The sequence below is a fragment of the Nonomuraea sp. NPDC050202 genome, assembly GCF_040656115.1.
In the GTDB taxonomy this organism is placed as follows: Bacteria; Actinomycetota; Actinomycetes; order Streptosporangiales; family Streptosporangiaceae; genus Nonomuraea.
The window spans coordinates 650,625-671,103 of record NZ_JBFALF010000002.1 but is presented as its reverse complement, the minus strand read 5'-3'; the positions used below and the strand labels follow the sequence as shown (position 1 = coordinate 671,103).

The following is a 20,479-nucleotide window of genomic DNA, read 5'->3' as shown; positions in this document are numbered from 1 at the left end:
GTGGTTTTCTCATGTCTCAGGTACGTCGGCAGCTCGCCCGCCCGCGCCCCAGCTGGGGTTGGCAGGATGATGCCGCGTGCCGGGGTGAGGACCTCGTGCTCTTCTTCGGCCCCGATGGGGAGCGGCAGCCCGAGCGTGACGTACGAGAGCGGAAGGCCAAGGCGATCTGCGCCCAGTGCCCCGTCCGCAACGAGTGCCTTGACTACGCGCTGTCCCGGCCGGAGAAGTACGGCACGTGGGGCGGTCTCAACGAGGACGAGCGGGCCAGCGAGCGTCGCCGTCGCATGCGCCGCGCGGCCAGCGCCGGCATCTCCGCCGCCTGACACACCCGGCAGCATCACCATCATCGCGTGATCACGCAGTTGTCCCGATGAGCCGGAGCCTGGGCATCCCTTGCCAGGCTCTGGTGAACCCGGTCGGGGCAACTGCCTGATCAGGCACCGGATGGCCCACGAGCAACACCTGACTTCGCACCGCGGACGCCAACCGCGGTCGCGAAGTCATCACATTTCTGGGTCATCACATTCCAGGACATTTCGGGACCTGCCTGACATCTGGCGGTCACCGCCCGTTGCCGTCCGTTCGGGATCGCGTCATGTGCCCGCCCTAGTGTGCCCGGCATGAAACGCATCGCGATCCTGATGAGCGCGGGCGCGCTGACCCTCGGTCTGTCAGCCGTGCCCGCGACCGCGGACCCCGACCGAACCGCCGCCTTCGGGCAGGCCACGCTGACCGGGTTCGCCTCCCTCCCCGCGCTGACCTTCGTCCCGGGCAGCGAGCCGTCGGGCTCCCTGCTGGGCACGACGCCGGTCAACGGCGTCACCCCGCCGTTCACCGGCCAGCCGGTGCAGGGCTTCAGCGGCATCGCGCGCCGCCACGACGGCACCTTCGACGTGCTGTCCGACAACGGCTACGGCAACAAGGCCAACAGCTCGGACTTCCTGCTGCGGATCCACCGCATCAAGCCGGACTTCAGGTCCAAGACCGTTCAGGTGCTCGGCGGCTTCAACCTCACCGACCCGCGCGGGCTCGTCCCCTTCGCCCTGACCCGCCAGGACCGCACGCTCACCGGCTCCGACTTCGACGTCGAGTCGATCGTGCGGGCGACGGACGGCACGTACTGGATCGGCGACGAGTTCGGCCCGTACCTGCTGCACTTCGACCGCAAGGGCCGCCTGCTGGAGGCCCCGGTCGCGCTCCCCGGCGTCCAGGCCCCCGAGAACCCCGGCCTCAACGGCGGGCAGCCCAACCTGGCCAGCAGCAAGGGCTTCGAGGGCATGGCCAGGGGCGTGGACGGCCGCCGCCTCTACCCGCTGCTGGAGGGCACGGTCAGCGGCGACCCCGCCGGCACGCTGCGCATGTACGAGTTCGACCTGCGCGAGCGGGCCTACACCGACCGGCGGTGGACGTACCGGCTGGAGGACCCCTCCCACGCGATCGGCGACGCCATCGCGGTCGACGAGAACCGGTTCCTGATCATCGAACGGGACAACGGGCAGGGCGACGCCGCCAAGGTCAAGCGCATCTACCTGGCGGACAGGCGCGACAAGGATCGGGACGGCGCCCTGGACAAGACCCTGGTCGCCGACCTGCTGAACCTCGCCGACCCGCGCGGGCTGGGCGGCGCGCCGGGCACGTTCCGGTTCCCGTTCCAGACGATCGAGGACGTGATCATCCTCGACGACCGCACGCTGGGCGTGCTCGACGACAACAACTTCCCCTTCTCCAACGGCCGCACGGCCGGCAAGCCGGACGACAACGAGTTCATCACCGTACGGCTGACGCGCGGCCTGAAGGCCGACCCCCGCGTGTACCGCTGACGCGCGCGGCGCGGCGGCCGGCGGTCCACGAGACCGGCGGCCACCGCGCCGATGGGGGTCGTCGATAGGGTGCCTGCCATGTCAGCACCACCGCAGCTCACGCCGGCGACCGCCGCAGCCGACCTCGAAGAGATCATCCGCCTCGCCGTCGAGACACTCCGGCAGGCGCCGGAGCCCGCAGCCTGGGCCGCCAAGGCGGGCTCGCTCGACTGGACCTGCTGGGAGACGGCCGAGCACCTGGCCGACGACCTGTTCGCCTACGCCGCGCAGCTCGGCCTCACGACGCCGCCGCTCGACGTCGACGTGCCGTTCGTCGTGGAGAGCCGCCGGCCCGGCGGCCCTGGCAACGCCGTGCACGCCGAGCGCGCCGCGGGCGTCACGGGTTTGATGCAGGTGCTGCAGGCGAGCGGCGCGCTGCTGGTCGCGATGGTACGCACCGCACCGCCGCACGCCCGCGCCCACCACGGCTTCGGCCCCGCCGACGCCTCGGCCTCCGCGGCGATGGGCCTCACCGAGACCCTCGTCCACGTGCACGACCTGGCCGAGGGCCTGGACCTCACCTGGGACCCGCCCGCCGGCGTGTGCGCCCGCGTGCTCGCCCGGCTCTTCCCTGACGCCCCTCGGGACACGGACCCCTGGACGACCCTGCTGTGGGCCACGGGCCGCGCCGAGCTTCCCGGCCGTCCGCGCCTGACGCGCTGGCGCTGGCACAACACGCCTGCCTCACAACAGTCATGACCGAAAACCCGCGACCCCGGGACCGATACCCGGCGACCGGGTGGCGGCCTCAGACGATGAGGTCGTCGAACTCGCCGTCCTTCGCCCCGAGGACGAACGCGGTGATCTCGGCGCGGGTGTAGACGAGCGCCGGTCCTTCGGGAAAGCGTGAGTTGCGCATGGCGATCTCCCCCGTGGGCAGGTTCGCGACTTCGACGCAGTTGCCGTTGGGGTTGCTCCGCTTGCTCTTGCGCCAGACGACGGGAAGGCGGCCGGCGGGCGTTCCGTTCCGGAACTCGTGCATGGGGGCAGCTCCTCGCGATCTTACGGATGCACGTGCATCCGCGTTTGCGAGGTGACAATACGGCAACAAGAACTGCTCCATATACCGGACGACCAAAAATCCCGGTATGGAGTGGATCACAGGAGTAATCAGTGACTCATCCGGAAAGCAGCCGTTCCAGGAAGCGCCTGGTGGCCTTGGGCTCCTCCGCCTGGATGCTCAGCCGGTCCATGACCTCCATGTAGTGGTCGGAGTCGGCGGCCTTGTCCAGGTAGAGGGCGCTGGTGAGCTGCTCCATGTAGACCACGTCGGGCAGCTCGCGCTCGGGGAAGCGCAGGATGCTGAAGGGGCCGCCGGCCGCCGCGTGGCCGCCGCGGTCGAACGGCATGATCTGCACGGTGACGTTGCGCTCGGCCGTGATGTCCAGCAGGTGCGCGATCTGCTCGCGCATGATCTCGGGGCTGCCCAGCGTGCGGCGCACCACGGCCTCGTCGATCACGGCCCAGAGCGTCAGGCCGCTCTCCAGCCGCTTCTGCCGGGTCATGCGCAGCGCCACCCGGCGCTCCAGCTCCGACTCGGCCGCCTTCTCGTGCGCCAGCTCGATCACCGCCCTGGCGTACGCGGGCGTCTGGAGCAGGCCGGGGACGAACTGGTTCTCGTAGGTGCGGATGCCGGCCGCGGCGCCCTCCAGGCCGATGTAGACCTCGAACCAGGCGGGCAGCAGGTCGCCGTACTTGTGCCACCAGCCGGGGGCGTTGGCCTGCTTGGCCAGGGCCAGCAGCGGCTCGCGCTCCTCGGGGTCGGTGACGCCGTACAGGGTGAGCAGGTCGGCCACGTCGCGCTGCTTGAAGCTGACCTGGCCGAGCTCCAGCCGGCTGATCTTTGCGTGAGATGCCCGAATCGAGTACCCGGCGTCCTCGCGCGAGATACCCTTCTCCGTACGGAGCCTGCGCAGTTGCGTCCCCAGCAGGATCCGCAGCACCGTCGGGCTTCCCGGCGAATAGCTGAGAAGCTTCCCTTCCGTGCTCTGTGCGCTCACTCCGCCGCTCCTAGGTCATCTGCACGTGCAGATGCGATTCGCATCCGTAAACTACGAAAAGTCTTGCATCGGTAAGCACTCCCCGTAAAGATGGGTATTGGATCACCAGACCGCGCTTCGGGGGCCAGAATGACGACTTTCGACGCTCGGCCGCAAGCCGCCATCGGTGCCCGGCCACCAGGATGGCTCTCCTCCATCCTGGTGGAGGGACGTGCCGGTGCATGCGACGCCGTGTTCCCGTTCCACCGTGGCACGGCGCTGGAGCCGTCCTGCGTCGCCACGGCCCGCCGGTTCGTCGATCAGACACTCGCCTCGTGGGGCACCCTGGAGCACGCCTTCGACGCCCAGCTGGTGGTCTCGGAGCTGGTGACCAACGCGATGCGCCACGGCGGCGGGGCCGCGCAACTGCGGCTGCTGTCGCACGAGGCGGAGCTGGCGTGCGTGGTGACCGACCACAGCCATACCGTGCCGGTGACGGCCGCGCCCGACGTCTTCTCGGAGTACGGGCGGGGGCTGCGGCTGGTGGACGCCCTGTGCACGGCGTGGGGCTGGCTCTCGCCGGAGGGCACCCGCAAGGTCGTCTGGGCGATCATCGCAGGCTGAGGCCATGACAGGCCGAGGCGTCACGGACCGAGGCGGCGGGCCGAGGTCTCAGTCGCGGCCCAGCAGGTGCAGCACGTCGGCGTCGCTGAGCTGGTCGAAGCGCTCGTACCACTGGCCCACCGCCCGGAAGTCGAGCGGCATCCTGAGCACGACCACCTCGTCCGCCTCCTCCCGCATGGACCGCACGGTCTCGCGGGCGCCGACCGGAACGGCCAGCGTCACCTTGGCGGGCTTCATCGTGGCCACCGCCCTGAGCGCGGCCCTCGCGGTGCCGCCCGTGGCCAGGCCGTCGTCCACCACGATCACCTCCCTGCCCTCGACCGGGGGCAGCGGGCGGTCGCCGCGGTAGGCGCGTACCCGCCGGGCGAGCTCCCGCCGCTCCTCCTCCACCACGTCGGCGACGTCCTCGGGGGTCATGCCCAGGCGTCGCAGCAGCAGCGGGTCGAACACCGGCTCGCCGCCCTCCGCCACCGCGCCGACACCCAGCTCGGGGGTCGGCGGGTAGCCGATCTTCCTCGTCACGAGCACGTCGAGTACGGCGTCGAGGCGGCGCGCGATGGGCACGGCCACCGCCACGCCGCCGCGGGGCAGGGCCAGGATCACGGGGTCGTGCGCGTCCCGCAGCCGCTCGGCGAGCTGCGCCCCTGCGTCGGCCCGGTCTGCGAAGAGCTCCATGACCTGTGCCTACCCGCTGACGCCCGCTCCTCGCCTCCCGCTCCGCCCCTTCGCCCGCCGCCCGCCGCCCGCCGCCCGCGCGGTCACGGGCGGTCTCGGGCGGCCGCGGTCCGAGCGGTCAGGGGCGGCTGCGGCCCGAGCGGCGCATCTCCTTGGTGATGAGCTTCCACTTGTTCTGCTGTTCCTTGCGCAGCCGCGCGTCGGTCCTGGTGGCCATCCACGCCGCCTCCCGCTGCAGCTTGCGCCAGCTCTCCAGGCGCCGCTCCGGCAGCTCCCCCCGTTCCAGGGCGGCGAGGACCGCGCACCCCGGCTCGCCGTTGTGGCCGCAGTCGCCGAAGCGGCACTGCTCGGCGAGGGCCTCGATGTCGGAGAAGACGAGGTCGACGCCCTCTCCCATGTCGTAGAGGCCGATCCGGCGGATGCCCGGCGTGTCGATGACGAGCCCGCCCCCGGGCAGCGGGATCAGCTCCCGGTGCACGGTGGTGTGCCGGCCGCGGCCGTCCGCGGCGCGGACCTGCTGGGTCTCCATGACCGAGTCGTCGGCCAGGGCGTTGACCAGCGTGGACTTGCCGGCGCCCGACGGGCCGAGGATGACGGCCGTACGGGAGCCCTCCAGGTGGTCGCGGACGAGCCGGACCCCGTCGCCCTGCAGGGAGGAGACGGCGTGCACGGCCACGCCCGGCGCGGTGCCGCGGACGTCGGCGAGGAGGTCGTCCAGGCCGCTCTCGAACAGGTCGGACTTGGTGATGAGCACGACGGGCGTGCCGCCGGACTCCCAGGCGAGCGCGACGAGGCGCTCGATGCGGCCGAGATCGGCGAAGTCGGTGGCGTGCATCGACGGCTCGGCCACGAAGACGACGTCCACGTTGGCCGCGAGCACCTGGCCCTGGCCGTCGCCCGACAGGCCGCCGACCGAGTCGCGGCTGACGCCGCCCCGGACGAAGGCGGTCGTGCGGGGCAGCACCTCGTCGAGCTCGTAGCGGCCCTCGGGCAGCCACCTGAGCGCGACCCAGTCGCCGACGCAGGGCAGCGCCACCGGGTCGGCGGCGGAGGCGCGGCGTACGCGGGCGCCGTACCTGGCCTGGTGCTGGCCGTCGGTGGTGATCACCTCGGCGGCGCCACGGTCGACGCGGGAGACGCGGGCCGGGACGGTGCCGTCAGGCAGCTCGGCGGCGCGAAGGTCGGTCCAGCCGAGCAGGGAAAGATCGTAAGACAACGTCGTGAAACCTTTGATCGAGAAGGAAGAAAGAAGAAGAACGGGCTGGTCAGATGAGCGCCCGGAGGTGAGCTGAGGACACGCTGAACAGGACGACCCGCATAGTCCTCACCCCCTCGATCAGTTTCTGGAACGACTCTACGCAGGGTGTCCCCGGCGATGCAATCGCATTATCTTCCGCGATCTGTTGAACCGTGCCAGGGCGGCTCCCCGTACCACCTCTCGACGGACTGAGAAAGGGGAATGATGCGAATCAGCACGTATCCCCCGCCCTCGGCCGAGGGAGCCGCCCCGATGGGCAAGCCGCGCCTACGACACTGGATCCGGCGCGTAAGCCCGGACGACGAGGTGGTCGTGTCCGCGCTCTACCGGGAATACCACAGGCCGCTGCTGGCCTTCGTGATCCGGCTGACCGCGGGCGATCGGCAGTGGGCGGAAGACGTGGTGCAGGAGACCATGATCCGGGCCTGGCGGAGTGCGGAGCAGCTCGACCCCGACTCGGTCTCGCTGATGCCCTGGCTCGCCACGGTCGCCAGACGTATCGTGATCGATGACCGGCGGCGCAGGGACGCCCGCCCCCAGGAGTCGGGTGACGGGCCGCTGGAGAGCATGCCCGTGCCTGACGAGATGGAGGGACTGCTGCACCAGGTGGTCGTGTCCGAGGCGCTGAAGGCGTTGTCGCCGGCACATCGCGAGATCCTCAACGAGACGATCCTGCGGGACCGGTCGGTCAACGACGCCGCCGAGGCGCTCGGCATCCCCGTGGGCACCGTGAAGTCCCGGGTCTACTACGCCGTTCGCGCGTTGCGCATCGCGCTGGAGGAGAGGGGGGTGAAGGCATGACGTCGAGAGTCGAGCACACGGACGTGGGAGCGTACGCGCTCGGGCTGCTGGACGAGGACGACCGGCTGGCCTTCGAGGCCCATCTCCTCGGCTGCTCCTCCTGCCGGTATGAGCTGTCCGACCTGGCGGGTGTGGCCAGCGTGCTGCACGGGATCGGCCCGGTGGAGGACCTCGACCCCCCTTCCCTTGAGCCCCAGGGCGACGTGGTGGACCTGCTCCGGCGCAAGAAGGCGGCCGACAGGCGGACGCGCAGGGGCACGTTCGTGATCGGGATGGCGGCGGCGGTCACGCTGGTGGCCGGCGGGCTGACGATCGGCACGCAGCTCAGCGCCGGCGACGCGCCGCAGGTGGCGCAGGGGCACGGCGGTCACATGGGCACGAACATGGGCCCGGCCGAGCAGTTCTACGCCGATGGCAGGCCCATCGAGGGCACGGGCGCGGAAGGCGTGACGGGCGGGCTGGTCGTGGAGTCGAAGGGGTGGGGCACGCACGCGGCGCTCAAGCTGTCGGGGGTGAAGGGGCCGCTGGAGTGCGAGCTGATCTCGGTCGGCAAGTCGGGCGAGAGGCGGGTGATGACGGGGTGGTCCGTGCCTCCAGCCGGGTACGGAGTGCCGGGGTCGCCCGATCCGCTCTACATGCACGGCGGCAGCGCCACGCCGTTGCGCGACATCGATCATTTCGAGGTGGTCACGTCGGCGGGCAGGAAACTGCTCACCATCAAGGCCTGATCCTTTCTGCTGGATGCCCTCTCACCGCTGGTGGGAGGGCATCTTCGCGTGCCGGCACGGCCCAGGGGAGAAATGCGGAGATTTACGGGTTGGCGGATTGAACCTCTCCGGCTCCCGGCACGTACTGCCTGCCGTACCGACCGGAATATCGAGCCTTTTATGAGGTTTCATTTATGTCTATCCGTCAGATCGCTTTTGCGGGGTTTAGCGGCAGGTGTGCTTGCGGCCCCCGCGGTGCCCGCGCACGCGTCCGGCGACGAGGTCTGTCTCGCGGCGGGCCTGCGCGGCGCGAACGAGGTGGGCACCCCCGGCGGCTTCTACGCCAACCCGCACGACGCCGCCCACTCCGAGGGGCGCTGCGGGGCCAGTTCCACCGGCTGGGCAAGCCGGTCGATCTCGGCGGCGTGCTGCACGGCAGCGACCAGGCCGCGCTCTCCTCCCAGTCCGACGGCGGCCAGGAGGTGCCGGGGAACGACGAGGAGCAGCGCGGCGACGCGGACGGCAGGGCCGTGTGGTGGCTGCGGCCCGGCGGCTCCTCGATCACCGGCGTCGCGGGGGTGGCGCCGGCCTGCTCGCCCACGCCACCCAGATCCTGCGCCTGAACACGACCGGCGGCACCGCGCCCGCGGGGACCTGCCACCGCGACGGGGTACTCCGGCCCACCCCGCTCGCACGAAGCACCCCACCGCGCACCGGGAGCCCGTGCGGTGGGGTGCTTCTCTGGTGAGATCTACAGACCGGGGGCGGGGAACTGGGCGGTGAGCTCGCTGACCTCGTGGTGGACGCGGGTGATCACGTCCTCCGCGTCGCCCTTGGCGAGGGCGGTGACGACCTCGTCCATCCAGGCGCCGATCTGGCGCATCTCGGCCTCGCCCATGCCGCGCGAGGTCACCGACGGCGTGCCGATGCGGATGCCCGACGGGTCGAACGGCTTGCGGGTGTCGAACGGCACCGTGTTGTAGTTGGTCTCCAGGCCCGCGCGGTCGAGCGCCTGCGCGGCCGGCTTGCCGCCGATGCCCTTGGGCGTGAGGTCGAGCAGGATCAGGTGGTTGTCGGTGCCGCCGGAGACCAGGTCGAAGCCGCGCGACGACAGCTCCTCGGCCAGCGCCTTGGCGTTGCGCACCACCTGGTGGGCGTAGTCGCGGAAGGCCGGCTGGGCGGCCTCGTGCAGGGCGACGGCGATGGCGGCGGTGGTGTGGTTGTGCGGGCCGCCCTGGAGGCCGGGGAAGACGGCCTTGTTGAGCGCCGTGGCGTGCTCGTCGGCCGTGGCCATGAGCATGGCGCCGCGCGGGCCGCGCAGCGTCTTGTGGGTGGTCGTGGAGATCACGTCGGCGTGGCCCACCGGGGACGGGTGCGCGCCGCCCGCGACCAGGCCCGCGATGTGCGCGATGTCGGCGGCCAGCACGGCGCCGACCTCTCGGGCGATGGAGGCGAAGCCCTCGAAGTCGATCGTGCGCGGGATCGCGGTGCCGCCGCAGAAGATCAGCTTCGGCCGGTGCTCCAGGGCGAGCCGGCGGACCTCGTCGAGGTCGATGCGGCCGGTGTCCTTGCGTACGCCGTAGCGGACCGGGTTGAACCACTTGCCCGTGGCCGAGACGGACCAGCCGTGCGTGAGGTGGCCGCCGAACGGCAGGCCCATGCCCATCACGGTGTCACCGGGCTGCAGGAACGCCATGTAGACGGCGAGGTTGGCGGGCGAGCCGGAGTAGGGCTGGACGTTGGCGTGGTTGACGCCGAACACGGCCTTGGCCCGCTCGATGGCCAGGGTCTCGATCTGGTCGATGACCTGCTGGCCCTCGTAGTACCGCTTGCCCGCGTAGCCCTCGGAGTACTTGTTGGTCAGGACGGTGCCGGTGGCCTCCAGCACGGCCTTGGACACGTAGTTCTCCGAGGCGATCAGCTTGACCGTGTCGGACTGGCGGCGCTCCTCGGCCTTGATGAGCTCGGCGATCTGCGGGTCGACGCTAGCGAGAGAACTCATGACTCTCCTGTCATCGTTGACGATGTGCGAAGACCCAGGCGCACGGCCTCCGCTCCCTTCGCTCCCTGGTGGTCGATCCCACCCAATGCGCCAGTCGCGTCTCGTTACTGAACCTTATCGGATGCGACAGGGGCTTATTTCTTCGTGATCAGCAGGTTCGCGGAGTGTCCGGCGTCCTTCACGTCCGGGCCGGCCGTCGTGGCGGCGGGGGAACGCCGGGATCATGCCTCGGTGACGGCCACGTTCCTGATCGAGCCGAGCGGTCCCAGGTTGACGTCCACCTTCTCGGCGGTTTCTGGCAGCCCCTCGAAGACGGCCCAGAGCTGGAGCTGCGCGCCCTCGCCGAACGCGGCGTTGGGGACGGTGAAGCACTGGCAGGCGCCGTCCTTGACGGCCGGGTAGAGCGGATTGCCCACCCCGGGCGGGACGATGCTCACGCGCGAGACGGTGTAGTCGAAGACGTCGGAGCCGAGCTTGCCGGCCAGGGGCGCGTTCCCGGTGCCGACGTTCTTGACCGTCCACTGCAGGCGCCCCCTGGTGCCCTGCCGCACCAGCGAGTCGATCCGCACCTCGAGCCGGCTGCCCAGGGCGTCGATCGTGCTGGCGGCCGCCGGGGTGCCCGGCTCGGCGCCGGGCCGCTCCCAGGGGCGTATCGCGGCGAGGGTGACGCCCGCCCCGACGGCGGCGGCGAGCACGCCGGCGACGATCGCCGGCCAGGGGATCCCGCGCCGCGGGGCGGACGGCTGCACGACGGGGGTCCAGGTCTCCGAGACCGCCGCGGTGGCGGCGGCCACCGGCACGCCCGCGCGGCCGAGGAGCTCGTCCACGAGCTGCTGGGCGGTCGGGCGGCGCGCCGGGTCCTTGTCCAGCGCCCGCTCGACCAGCGGCCTGATGCGCTCGTCGAGCCCGTCGAGCCTGGGCACGTGGTTGATGACGCGGTAGACGACCTCCGCCACGCCGCCGGTGCCGAAGGGCGGCCTGCCGGTGCCCGCGAACGTCACCAGGGCGCCCCAGGAGAAGATGTCGCCCGCGGGCGTCACGTGCTCGCCCCTCGCCTGCTCCGGCGACATGTACGCGGGCGTGCCCATCATCGTCGCGATCGTCGCCACCCCGCCGGGGGTGTCGGCGAGCTGGGCGACGCCGAAGTCGATGACCCGTGGCCCGACGGGGCTGAGCAGCACGTTCGACGGCTTGAGGTCGCGGTGCACGACCCCCGCCTGGTGGATCGCGGCCAGCGCGGTGGCCACGCCGACGGCCAGCGCCTCCAGGTTCGAGCCGGTCAGCGGGGCCCGCGCGACCACGGAGGACAGGTCGGGGCCCTCGACGAACTCGGTGACGAGGTAGGCGGTGCCGTTGTCGAACCCGGCGTCCAGCACGGGCGCGGTGCAGAACCTGGCGACCCTCCTGGCGGCCTCGGTCTCCTTGCCGAACCGCCGCCTGAACTCCTCCCGCCCGGCCAGGTCGGGACGCATGGTCTTCAGCGCCACGCGCCGCCCCGCCGGGTCCTCCGCGAGATGGACGACCCCCATCCCGCCCTCCCCAGCTTCTTGAGGAGGGTGTACGGCCCGACCCGCTGCTGCACGTTCACCGGTGGGATTATTCCGGACATGATCCGGCTGGGGAATGGCTATCTGGTACGGCTCACGCCCGGCCAGAGCCGGTCCACCTCGGCGTTCAGGATGGCCCCGATGAGCACGGCCAGCGCCGTGATGTAGAGCCACAGCAGCAGCGCGATCGGCGCGGCCAGCGAGCCGTACACCGAGACGGGCGAGAACCAGGCGGCCAGCACGGCACGCAGCACGGCCGCGCAGACGATCCACAGGAACAGCGCCAGGATGGCCCCGGGCAGCTCGCGGTACCACTTGGTGCGCACCGGGACGCTGACGTGGTAGAGCACGGTGAGGAAGAGCACCGAGCCGATGATCACGACGGGCCAGTAGAGCAGGTCGATGAGGATGCCGTAGTCGGCGGGCAGCGCGTCCTTGATCAGGGTCGGGCCGACGACGAGGATCGGCATGACGATGATGCCGATGATCAGGCCGATGACGTAGAGGCCGAACGACATCAGCCGGGTGCGGATGATGCCGCGCTCCTCGCCGAGCCCGTAGGCGACGGAGATGAGGTCGACGTACACGTACAGCGCCCTGGAGCCGGACCAGAGCGACAGCAGGAAGCCCAGCGAGATGATCGACACCTTGCCGGCGTCGTCGCTGAGCACGTCGGTGATGAGCGGGTTGATCACCTTGTTCACCGCGTCGTCGGTGAACAGCAGCCCCGCCTGCTCGATCACCCAGGTCTTCACCTGGGTGACGACGGTGGGGCCCAGCCAGGTGCCGAGCTTGCCCAGCACGCCGATCAGGCCCAGCACGAAAGGCGGCAGCGACAGCAGCGCGAAGAACGCCGCCTCCCCGGCCAGGCCGGTGACGCGGTAGGTGACGCCGGCGTTGGTGGCGGCGCGCACGATCGCCCACGTGTTGGTGTCCAGCACCCAGTTCAGCCTGGCCCGGGCATGGGAGACGAGCCCGCGCTTGGGCCGGGGAGGCGCATCGGTGGACGTCATGGCACCCAACGGTATGTCGCAGTGACTCTTCGGGACAGCTTACGTCCCGGCGCCACCCCTAGTCGTTGTCCACGATGCGCGCGCCCAGCGGAAGGAGGGAGACGGGGATGAGTTTGATGTTCGCCACGCCCATCGGGATGCCGATGATCGAGATGAACAGCGGGATCGAGGTGACGACGTGGCCGATGGCCAGCCAGATGCCGGCGACCACGAACCAGATGATGTTGCCCAGGAGGGAGAAGACGCCGGCGTCGGGGTCGCGGACCACGGTGCGGCCGAAGGGCCACAGCGCGTACTTGGCGATTCTGAACGAGGCGATGCCGAACGGGATCGTGACGATGAGGATGCAGCAGATGACCCCCGCCAGCGCGTAGCCCATCGCCAGCCAGATCCCCGCGAACACCAGCCAGATGACGTTCAGGATTGTGCGCATGCTCACAGCATGTCACGGATCATGACGCGAGCGTCATCCGGAATGACCCTGATTCACCCCCGACTTGGGGCTGCGTCCCTTTCCGGGTGGACCCGCGAAACACTGCGCGATCTCCATCCAGGCCCGCGCGGGCTCGCCCACCGGTTCCAGGCCGGTGTCCGACAGGTGGATGCGCTGGGTGACGACCAGGCAGAAGTCCAGGACGGTGCCGCGGACGAGCGACGGGGCGTCCGGAGGGCCGGCCGTCCAGGCTCCGCCGTCCGGCATGGCCAGCTCCACGCGTACGGGCTCGCCGGGGGCGGGCAGGCCGCGGACGGCGAAGCTGTAGGGGCGGGCCCTGAACCCCATCATGGCCACGTGCCGCAGCCGCGCCGTCGGCTCCCTGGTGACGCCGAGCGCGTCGGCCACGTCCTGGCCGTGCGCCCACGTCTCCATCAGCCGCGCGGTGACGAACGAGGCGGCCGACATGTCCGGCCCGAACCACGGCAGCCGGTCGCGGGCGCCGAGCGTGGCGAACACCTCCTGGCTGCGGGCGCGGGAGGCGCGGAACCAGGCGAGCAGCTCCTCCGGCGCCTTCCCCCGCGCCTCGGCCGCGATGTCGTCCACGGACGTGAAACGCGCCAGCGAGGCGCGGAAGCCGCCGGGGTCGGTGGCGGCCAGGACGGCGGCGTCGTCGAACCACGCCAGGTGGCTCACCTGGTCGCGGACCGCCCACCCCTCGGCCGGCGTGGGCCGCTCCCAGTCGCCGTCCCGCAAGGGGTGCAGCAGCGCTTCGAAGGACGCGGTCTCGGCGCGCAGGTCGGCGAGCAACTCGGCCATGAGGTCCACGCGCGCCAGCCTAACCGGAGCCGCGTTCTGGGAGAATAATGTCGTAACGTGATCTGCGAGAGCTGCAAGGACAAACGCCACGAGGACTGCCGCGGCGGCTCGTGGTGCGACTGCCAGCACAAGGAGCAGGCGCGGCCGGAGGAGTCGGAGCTCGACTGGCCGCGTCAGGGCTGAAGGCCAGGCAGAGGGGGCCACTATCCCACACTCTGGACCCGGTCTTGGACATCTCGGACAGCCAGAGTACTCTCGAACCATGCCAGCGGACCCCATGCTCGTCGGTCGACGACACGTCGACCTTCAGCGTGTCCGCAGTGCCATCTGTTGCGACGCCCGCTAACCCACGTCGATTTCTACCGCTGAGCGCGTCGCACTCCATCCTCTCCAGCCCTGCCCTTCGACGATGAAGGCAGGAGGAACGTTGCGCGCGCCCATGATCTTAAGGACGCGCAATGAGCACCCCTGCCAGCCGCACTCCTGCCAGCCGGCACCACAAGCGCCCGCGCGGCGAAGGCCAGTGGGCTCTCGGTTACCGTGAGCCGCTCAACAAGAACGAAGAGAACAAGAAGAACGACGACGGTCTCAACGTCCGCCAGCGCATCATCGACATCTACTCCAAGCGGGGCTTCGACTCGATCGACCCGGCCGACCTGCGTGGCCGCATGCGGTGGTACGGCCTCTACACCCAGCGCAAGCCGGGGATCGACGGTGGCAAGACGGCGGTGCTCGAACCGGAGGAGCTCGACGACCGCTACTTCATGCTGCGGGTGCGCATCGACGGCGGCCAGCTCGACCTGGCCCAGCTCCGTGCGATCGCCGACATCTCCAACAACTACGCCCGCGGCACGGCCGACATCACCGACCGCCAGAACATCCAGCTCCACTGGGTGGAGATCGAGTCGGTGCCCGACATCTGGGAGCGCCTGGAGGCCGTGGGGCTGTCGACCACCGAGGCGTGCGGCGACACCCCGCGTGTGATCATGGGCTGTCCGCTGGCCGGGATCGACGTCGACGAGGTGCTCGACGCCACCCCACAGATCAGCGAGATCTACGACCGGGTCGTCGGCAACCCGGCGTACTCGAACCTGCCGCGCAAGTTCAAGACGGCGCTGAGCGGCTGCCCGGCGCACTGCACCGTGCACGAGATCAACGACGTGGCGTTCGTCGGCGTGGTCAACGAGCACGGCGAGGCCGGCTACGACCTGTGGGTGGGCGGCGGCCTGTCGACCAACCCGATGCTGGGCAAGCGGCTGGGCGTGTTCGTCAGCCCCGAGAAGGCGGCCGACGTGCACGAGGGCGTCGTCGGGATCTTCCGCGACTACGGCTACCGGCGGCTGCGGCACCGGGCGCGCATCAAGTTCCTGGTCAGCGACTGGGGGCCGGAGAAGTTCAGGGACATCCTGGAGACCGAGTACCTCAAGGAGAAGCTGCCCGACGGGCCCGCCCCCGAGCAGCCGCGCAGCAACCGGCGCGACCACGTGGGCGTCTTCCCGCAGAAGGACGGCAACTTCTACGTCGGCTTCGCGCCCAAGGTGGGCCGGGTCGACGGCGACAAGCTGCACCTGATCGCCGACATCGCCGAGCGGCACGGCTCGGACCGGGTCCGCACCACGGTCGAGCAGAAGATGGTCATCCTCGACGTCGCGCCCGACCGGGTCGACTCGATCGTGGCCGAGCTGGAGGCCAACGACCTGCAGGTCAAGCCCTCCACGTTCCGCCGCCAGACGATGGCCTGCACCGGCATCGAGTACTGCAAGCTCGCCATCGTCGAGACCAAGGCCACGGCCATGGACCTGATCGACGAGCTGGAGCGGCGGCTGCCCGACTTCGACGAGCCGCTGACCATCAACCTCAACGGCTGCCCCAACTCCTGCGCCCGCATCCAGGTCGCCGACATCGGCCTGAAGGGCCAGCTCGTCGTGGACGAGAACGGCGACCAGGTCGAGGGCTTCCAGATCCACCTGGGCGGCTCGCTCGGCGTCAACGCCGGCTTCGGCAGGAAGGTGCGCGGCCTCAAGACCACCGCCAAGGCGCTGCCCGACTACGTGGCGCGCGTCGTGTCCAACTACGACAGCCAGAAGAAGGAAGGCGAGTCGTTCGCCGACTGGGTCCAGCGAGCAGACGAGGCCGACCTGAAATGACCACACGAGCGGTTCCCTTCCACTGCCCCTACTGCGGCGAAGAGGATCTCGAACCCTACGAGGGTGATGGCGGCTGGTACTGCCGCGCCTGCGCTCGTGCCTTCAAGCTGAAGTTCCTTGGAATCGGAGTGAAGATATGACGCTGGTCGACATCGAGGTCGGTCTGAGAGAGCAACGCGGCGCCCTCGACCTGCAGGACATCGTCGAGTCCGCCGCGAAGTTCCTGGACGACGCCCCCGCGCGCGAGATCATCCGATGGGCGGCGGCGACGTTCGGCGACCGGCTGTGCCTGACCTCCTCGATGAGCGACGCCCTGCTCATCGACCTGGTCAGCCGGGTCAAACCCGGCGTGGACGTGTTGTTCATCGACACCGGCTACCACTTCGCCGAGACCATCGGCACGCGGGACGCCGTGCGGCAGGTCTATGACGTCAACGTGATCGACATCAAGCCGTCGCGGACGGTCGCGGAGCAGGACCGCGACCTCGGGCCGCGCCTGTTCGGCCGCAACCCCGACCTGTGCTGCTACCTGCGCAAGGTGGAGCCGCTGAACCGGGCGCTGGAGCCGTACCTGGCGTGGATCTCCGGCATCCGCCGCGACGAGTCGCCCAGCCGGACCGGCACCAAGGTCGTGGAGTGGGACGCCAAGCGGCAGATGGTGAAGGTCAACCCGATCGCCTCCTGGACCCAGGAGGACGTGGACAACTACATCGCCGACAACGGGGTGCTGATCAACCCGTTGCACTACGACAACTACCCCTCGATCGGCTGCGCGCCGTGCACGCGGCAGGTCGCGGAGGGGGAGGATCCGCGCAGCGGTCGCTGGGCGGGCCTGGGGAAGGTCGAATGCGGCATTCACCTGTGATCCCCAGCGGGGGACCCGTCCCGTTGGCAGGCGGGGCGGCCCCCGGCCGCGTGCCACTGGTGGCGGTGGCGCACGGGTCTCGCGACCCTCGGGCCGCCGCCACCGTGGCCGCGTTGCTCGATCGGGTGCCGCTGGACGTGCGGGTGGCGTACCTGGACCACAGCGCCCCGACCCTCGGCCAGGCCCTCAGCGGCCTGCGCGAGGCCGTGGTGCTGCCGCTGCTGCTCACCGAGGCGTACCACAGCCGGGTGGACCTGCCTGCGGCGCTGAACGAGGCGCGTGCGCGCGAGCCCCGGCTGCGTGTCCGCTACGGGCACACGCTGGGCCCGCACCCGCTGCTGCTGACCGCGCTGGAGCGGCGGCTGGGCGAGGCGGGCGTGCCGGCGGGCGACCCGGACACGGCGGTGGTGCTGGTGTCGGCCGGGTCGAGCGACGCGCGGGCCAACGCGGTGATCGCGGAGACGGCGCGGGTGTGGCGGCGGTCCGGCTGGTGGACCGTCACCCCCGCGTACGCCTCCGCCGCCTCCCCCACGCCGGCCGAGGCGGTCGCCTCGCTCGCCCGGGCGGGGGCGCCGCGGGTGGTCGTGGCGCCGTACCTGCTGGCTCCCGGGTACTTCGCCGACAAGGTGCGCCGCGACACGCTGGCCGCGGGCGCGTCGGTCGTGGCGGACGTGCTGGGGCCGGCGCCCGAGCTGGTGGACGTGCTGGTGGAGCGTTACGAGGCCGCTCAGCGCCAGCCGGTCACCCTGGCCGGCTGAGCGCCCCGCCCTGGGCGCCCGGAGGTCCGGAGCGCCGGTGACGGGTCAGTAGCCGCGGCCCAGCCGGCGGTCGTCGCGGATCTGGCGGCGCAGCTCGCGCTCCTCGGCTGCGATCCGGCGGCCGATCTCGCGCCAGTCGTCGCCGTGCAGCCGCCGCCAGTGCTCGCGCCACGCGGCGAAGCCGCGCTGGAGCGGCTGCACCTGCGAGTCGCCGATCACCTTGACGTCGCCCATCACGGCGTACGCCTGCACGCGCACCACGGGCACGTTCATGCCGGGCGGCGCCTGCATGACGTTCACCTTCTTGTCGCCCATGACCGCCATGCCGTCGAGGTCCACGTACACGCCGTCAGGCACGATGATCTTGACGTCGCCCATCACGGAGACGGCCAGGATCTCCACCCGGTCCGTACGCACCTCCGCCTCGCGCAGGTCGAGCAGGACGTCGCCCATCACGGCGACGGCGCCGAGCTCCTGATCGATGCGCCAGGTGCCGCGGCGCTTGGAGTCGCCCATGACGCCGACGAACCACCGCCGCTTCTTGCGCTCCGGGGCCGCGGCGGCGACGGGGGCGGAGCCGCCCGCCGTGGGCAGGTCCTGGGTCAGCATGGCCAGCTCGGCATGGGTGGTCGCGGTGTACGCGGCCTCCGTGCGGTCGGTCAGCTCGGCGAGCGTCAACCGGCCCTCGACCGAGGCGACCCGGAGCTGCTCGACGACGGCCTCGCGCTCGGCGTCCGATGCGCGGACCTCACCGGGATCAGTCATACTCGCAACATATCGCGTTTGCGTCCCGGTGCAGCTCCTCCTTGCGGAGGAATCCAGTTATCCATCGAAACATGCATATTCGGGATGAGATCTGAACCGGTCCGTGGGCGGGGCGCGTACCACGCCATGACACGGGGCCCCGGCCTTGGTCCGGGGCGCGGCCGGACCAGGCTAGGGTCCCTTGTCATGCATGCAGAACAGCTCTACCGCGCGGCGTTGATCGGCGACATCGAGACCGTGGGCAAGCTGCTCGCGGGCGGCCTCGACCCCAACACGCCCAGCGAGGGACAGGAAGACGGCGGGGCGGAGGGCGGGCTGGCCCTGTGCGCGGCGGCCTCGCGTGACCGCACCGAGGTGATCACGGCGCTGCTGTCCGCCGGCGCCGATGTCAACGCCAGGGAGGACGGCGGCTGGACGGCCCTGCTGTGGGCCGCCGCCAACGGCCACGCCGACGCCGCCACGCTGCTCATCGAGGCCGGCGCCGACGTGAACGCCACCAACGAGGTCGGCGACACCACGCTCACGCTCGCCGCCAGCCGCGGCGCCCCCGGCGTGGTGCAGGTGCTGCTGGAGGCGGGCGCCGACCACGAGAGGTACGACGGCGACGGCGACACCCCGCTCGAGGTCGCGCTCGGCTGGGCGGGCGTGCACCTGGAGAGCGCGCTGCTGGAGCAGATCGAGCAGGAGGGCTGGGAGTACGTCGTGGCCCGCCAGTACGCCAAGGACGGCACCGAGCTGATCACCGTGGCCGGCCGCTCCCCCGACGGCGAGCAGAGCGAGCAGGTGCAGGCCCAGCGCGGCCACGCCGCCGTCGCGACCCTGCTGGAGGACGCGGCGGGCGTCTACACGCCGGTCGAGCAGCTCGTGGCCAGGGCCCTGGCGCACCGCGACGTCGACGAGGACGCCGAGACCTGGTGGATCGTGGCCGACTCGCTGGGCAAGCGGGCCGACGAGGAGACGTACGAGGCGCTGGCCCGATTGTGCGTGAGCGAGGACGCCAGGGAGCGGGAGTTCGGCGTGGACGCGATCGCGCAGTTCGGGTTCGCCGACGGGGAGAAGCCGTACCTGGAGCGGACCCTGCCGCTGCTGCAGAAGATGGTCACCACCGAAGGCAACCCGCAGGTGCTGCGCTCGGTGCTGGCGGCGCTCGGGCACCAGGGCGACCCGCGGGCGCTGCCGAACGTGCTGGACATCCTCGGGCGTCCCGATCACAAGCGCACGATGACGGACCCGATCGCGCTGGCCGACGTGCTCCCGCCGGACCACGAGGAGGGGCTGGCCCTGCTGATCTCCATGACCGAGGACGAGGACTCGGAGATCCGCGACTGGGCCACCTCCGGGCTCGCCGGGCTGGCCGCCGACACGCCGCGGATCAGGGAGGCCCTGGCGGCCCGGCTGTCCGACTCCGACCTGCGTACGGTGGCCGAGGCCACCCGCGGCCTGGCCGACCGCGGGGACGAGCGGGCCGCGCAGGGCATCTCGCGGGTGCTGGCGGAGAGCGACGACGAGTACGCCAGGGAGCTGGTCACCCGGCCCGCCGCCGGAGCCTGAGGGCTCAGTCGCCGTTGAGCACGCGGGTCACCCAGTCGAGCGTCCCCGTGCTCAGGGCCTCCTCGGCCAGGCGCTTGCCCGACTCGGTGGTGATCGCAGCCAGCGAGCTGTCGATCCACCCCTGGACGTTCTGGTGGCCCTGCTCGCGATACTCGACGGCCTGGATGAGGCACTCCAGCTTGTCGGCGTCGCGGGCGCAGACGGCTTCGAGGGTGGCCTTCTCCTCGTACTCGGCCACGGCGTCGCTGACGATGGAGGCCACCTCCGCCGGCAGGCCGCGGACCTGGTCGGCGGTGACGTCCTCGTTGGAGGCGGCCGTGAGGTAACGCTTGCCGATGTACGGGATGTCGGTGACGCGCGTCTCCTGCGTGTCGTGGAAGAGGCTCATGAACGCGGCCCGCTCCGGATTGCCGCCCTCCAGACCCGCGATCACGGCCGCGATGACCGCCGCGCGGAAGGAGTGCTCGGCGATGCTCTCCGGATCGCGGACGCCCGCGACCAGCCAGCCGGTTCGTTTGTAGCGCTTGAGCAGCCCGAACTCGTACAGAAACCCCGCCAGACCCGTCACGTCACCTGCCACGAGGACCCCCTTCTCGTCATGCGCAGAGTCTGATTCCTGCCCCGAAATCACGCGGCGAATGCCGTGACCGGCCGGCCGGTCACGGCACTCGCGGGG

The 20,479-nt window shown here is 70.9% G+C and carries 24 protein-coding genes; 13 read left to right on the top strand and 11 right to left on the bottom strand.

The window, feature by feature from the left end; all coding sequences use genetic code 11:
• Positions 1 to 11: 11 nt before the first annotated feature.
• From AB0I79_RS08390 to AB0I79_RS08380, 3 genes are all read left to right on the top strand, one after another.
• Complete coding sequence (locus tag AB0I79_RS08390; protein ID WP_080036407.1) at positions 12 to 323, top strand: WhiB family transcriptional regulator; 312 nt, start codon at positions 12 to 14, stop codon at positions 321 to 323.
• 297 nt (positions 324 to 620) lie between these two features.
• Entirely contained in the window at positions 621 to 1,820 is a 1,200-nt protein-coding gene (locus tag AB0I79_RS08385) for an esterase-like activity of phytase family protein (protein WP_357868763.1), read from the top strand.
• A gap of 78 nt (positions 1,821 to 1,898) precedes the next feature.
• Complete coding sequence (locus tag AB0I79_RS08380) at positions 1,899 to 2,558, top strand: hypothetical protein (protein ID WP_357868760.1); 660 nt, start codon at positions 1,899 to 1,901, stop codon at positions 2,556 to 2,558.
• 49 nt (positions 2,559 to 2,607) lie between these two features.
• Here AB0I79_RS08380 and AB0I79_RS08375 read toward each other — a convergent pair whose 3' ends face one another.
• Positions 2,608 to 2,841, bottom strand: coding sequence for a DUF397 domain-containing protein (locus AB0I79_RS08375; RefSeq protein ID WP_080036405.1), 234 nt, complete (start codon positions 2,839 to 2,841; stop codon positions 2,608 to 2,610).
• Between the two features lie 136 nt (positions 2,842 to 2,977).
• Positions 2,978 to 3,859: a helix-turn-helix transcriptional regulator gene (locus tag AB0I79_RS08370; protein ID WP_357868758.1), complete on the bottom strand. Its 882-nt coding sequence runs from the start codon at positions 3,857 to 3,859 to the stop codon at positions 2,978 to 2,980.
• Between the two features lie 129 nt (positions 3,860 to 3,988).
• On the opposite strand from AB0I79_RS08370, the gene AB0I79_RS08365 reads away from it, so the two are divergent.
• Positions 3,989 to 4,462, top strand: a complete 474-nt coding sequence (locus tag AB0I79_RS08365; RefSeq protein WP_357868756.1) for an ATP-binding protein — start codon at positions 3,989 to 3,991, stop codon at positions 4,460 to 4,462.
• A 48-nt stretch (positions 4,463 to 4,510) separates the two neighbouring features.
• On the opposite strand, the gene AB0I79_RS08360 is transcribed toward AB0I79_RS08365, so the two are convergent.
• Positions 4,511 to 5,137, bottom strand: coding sequence for a phosphoribosyltransferase family protein (locus tag AB0I79_RS08360; protein WP_357868753.1), 627 nt, complete (start codon positions 5,135 to 5,137; stop codon positions 4,511 to 4,513).
• A 118-nt stretch (positions 5,138 to 5,255) separates the two neighbouring features.
• Positions 5,256 to 6,353 carry a ribosome small subunit-dependent GTPase A gene (gene rsgA / locus AB0I79_RS08355; RefSeq protein WP_357868750.1) on the bottom strand — a complete coding sequence of 366 codons (1,098 nt, stop codon included), beginning with the start codon at positions 6,351 to 6,353 and terminating at the stop codon, positions 5,256 to 5,258.
• A 294-nt stretch (positions 6,354 to 6,647) separates the two neighbouring features.
• Between rsgA and AB0I79_RS08350 the strand changes: the two genes are divergently transcribed.
• From AB0I79_RS08350 to AB0I79_RS08340, 3 genes are all read left to right on the top strand, one after another.
• Positions 6,648 to 7,196, top strand: coding sequence for a sigma-70 family RNA polymerase sigma factor (locus AB0I79_RS08350; protein ID WP_357868748.1), 549 nt, complete (start codon positions 6,648 to 6,650; stop codon positions 7,194 to 7,196).
• Entirely contained in the window at positions 7,193 to 7,924 is a 732-nt protein-coding gene (locus AB0I79_RS08345; protein WP_357868746.1) for a zf-HC2 domain-containing protein, read from the top strand. The genes AB0I79_RS08350 and AB0I79_RS08345 overlap by 4 nt, the downstream gene beginning before the upstream one ends.
• Before the next feature lie 404 nt (positions 7,925 to 8,328).
• On the top strand, positions 8,329 to 8,526 hold the full coding sequence (locus AB0I79_RS08340; RefSeq protein WP_357868743.1) for a hypothetical protein: 198 nt from the start codon (positions 8,329 to 8,331) through the stop codon (positions 8,524 to 8,526).
• Between the two features lie 128 nt (positions 8,527 to 8,654).
• Here AB0I79_RS08340 and glyA read toward each other — a convergent pair whose 3' ends face one another.
• The 5 genes from glyA to AB0I79_RS08315 form a co-directional block, all read right to left on the bottom strand.
• Positions 8,655 to 9,905, bottom strand: a complete 1,251-nt coding sequence (gene glyA, locus AB0I79_RS08335; protein ID WP_357868741.1) for a serine hydroxymethyltransferase — start codon at positions 9,903 to 9,905, stop codon at positions 8,655 to 8,657.
• Between the two features lie 221 nt (positions 9,906 to 10,126).
• Positions 10,127 to 11,626 (bottom strand): serine/threonine-protein kinase, encoded by a 1,500-nt coding sequence (locus tag AB0I79_RS08330; RefSeq protein ID WP_357868738.1) that lies wholly within the window; start codon positions 11,624 to 11,626, stop codon positions 10,127 to 10,129.
• On the bottom strand, positions 11,533 to 12,465 hold the full coding sequence (locus tag AB0I79_RS08325; protein ID WP_357868736.1) for a YihY/virulence factor BrkB family protein: 933 nt from the start codon (positions 12,463 to 12,465) through the stop codon (positions 11,533 to 11,535). The genes AB0I79_RS08330 and AB0I79_RS08325 overlap by 94 nt, the downstream gene beginning before the upstream one ends.
• 58 nt (positions 12,466 to 12,523) lie before the next feature.
• On the bottom strand, positions 12,524 to 12,898 hold the full coding sequence (locus AB0I79_RS08320) for a YccF domain-containing protein (protein WP_357868734.1): 375 nt from the start codon (positions 12,896 to 12,898) through the stop codon (positions 12,524 to 12,526).
• A 33-nt stretch (positions 12,899 to 12,931) separates the two neighbouring features.
• Positions 12,932 to 13,717 carry a TIGR03084 family metal-binding protein gene (locus tag AB0I79_RS08315; RefSeq protein ID WP_357869667.1) on the bottom strand — a complete coding sequence of 262 codons (786 nt, stop codon included), beginning with the start codon at positions 13,715 to 13,717 and terminating at the stop codon, positions 12,932 to 12,934.
• 57 nt (positions 13,718 to 13,774) lie between these two features.
• On the opposite strand from AB0I79_RS08315, the gene AB0I79_RS08310 reads away from it, so the two are divergent.
• The 5 genes from AB0I79_RS08310 to AB0I79_RS08290 all read left to right on the top strand — a co-directional run bounded on the left by AB0I79_RS08310 (position 13,775) and on the right by AB0I79_RS08290 (position 17,487).
• The gene (locus AB0I79_RS08310; RefSeq protein ID WP_357868731.1) at positions 13,775 to 13,900 is read left to right on the top strand and encodes a hypothetical protein; all 126 of its coding nucleotides are present in this window, start codon (positions 13,775 to 13,777) and stop codon (positions 13,898 to 13,900) included.
• A 79-nt stretch (positions 13,901 to 13,979) separates the two neighbouring features.
• A complete protein-coding gene (locus AB0I79_RS08305) occupies positions 13,980 to 14,063 on the top strand; it encodes a putative leader peptide (protein ID WP_311132608.1) in 84 nt (27 codons plus the stop codon).
• A gap of 112 nt (positions 14,064 to 14,175) precedes the next feature.
• The gene (locus AB0I79_RS08300; protein WP_357868728.1) at positions 14,176 to 15,864 is read left to right on the top strand and encodes a nitrite/sulfite reductase; all 1,689 of its coding nucleotides are present in this window, start codon (positions 14,176 to 14,178) and stop codon (positions 15,862 to 15,864) included.
• A 136-nt stretch (positions 15,865 to 16,000) separates the two neighbouring features.
• Entirely contained in the window at positions 16,001 to 16,729 is a 729-nt protein-coding gene (locus AB0I79_RS08295; RefSeq protein ID WP_357868725.1) for a phosphoadenylyl-sulfate reductase, read from the top strand.
• Complete coding sequence (locus tag AB0I79_RS08290; protein ID WP_357868722.1) at positions 16,711 to 17,487, top strand: sirohydrochlorin chelatase; 777 nt, start codon at positions 16,711 to 16,713, stop codon at positions 17,485 to 17,487. Before AB0I79_RS08295 ends, AB0I79_RS08290 begins: the two co-directional genes overlap by 19 nt.
• A gap of 45 nt (positions 17,488 to 17,532) precedes the next feature.
• On the opposite strand, the gene AB0I79_RS08285 is transcribed toward AB0I79_RS08290, so the two are convergent.
• On the bottom strand, positions 17,533 to 18,252 hold the full coding sequence (locus AB0I79_RS08285) for a DUF1707 domain-containing protein (RefSeq protein ID WP_357868720.1): 720 nt from the start codon (positions 18,250 to 18,252) through the stop codon (positions 17,533 to 17,535).
• A 186-nt stretch (positions 18,253 to 18,438) separates the two neighbouring features.
• On the opposite strand from AB0I79_RS08285, the gene AB0I79_RS08280 reads away from it, so the two are divergent.
• Complete coding sequence (locus tag AB0I79_RS08280; protein WP_357868717.1) at positions 18,439 to 19,803, top strand: ankyrin repeat domain-containing protein; 1,365 nt, start codon at positions 18,439 to 18,441, stop codon at positions 19,801 to 19,803.
• Positions 19,804 to 19,807: 4 nt separating this feature from the next.
• Here the strand turns inward: AB0I79_RS08280 and AB0I79_RS08275 are convergent, their stop codons facing one another.
• Positions 19,808 to 20,383 carry an HD domain-containing protein gene (locus AB0I79_RS08275; protein WP_357868714.1) on the bottom strand — a complete coding sequence of 192 codons (576 nt, stop codon included), beginning with the start codon at positions 20,381 to 20,383 and terminating at the stop codon, positions 19,808 to 19,810.
• Between the last annotated feature and the right edge of the window lie 96 nt (positions 20,384 to 20,479).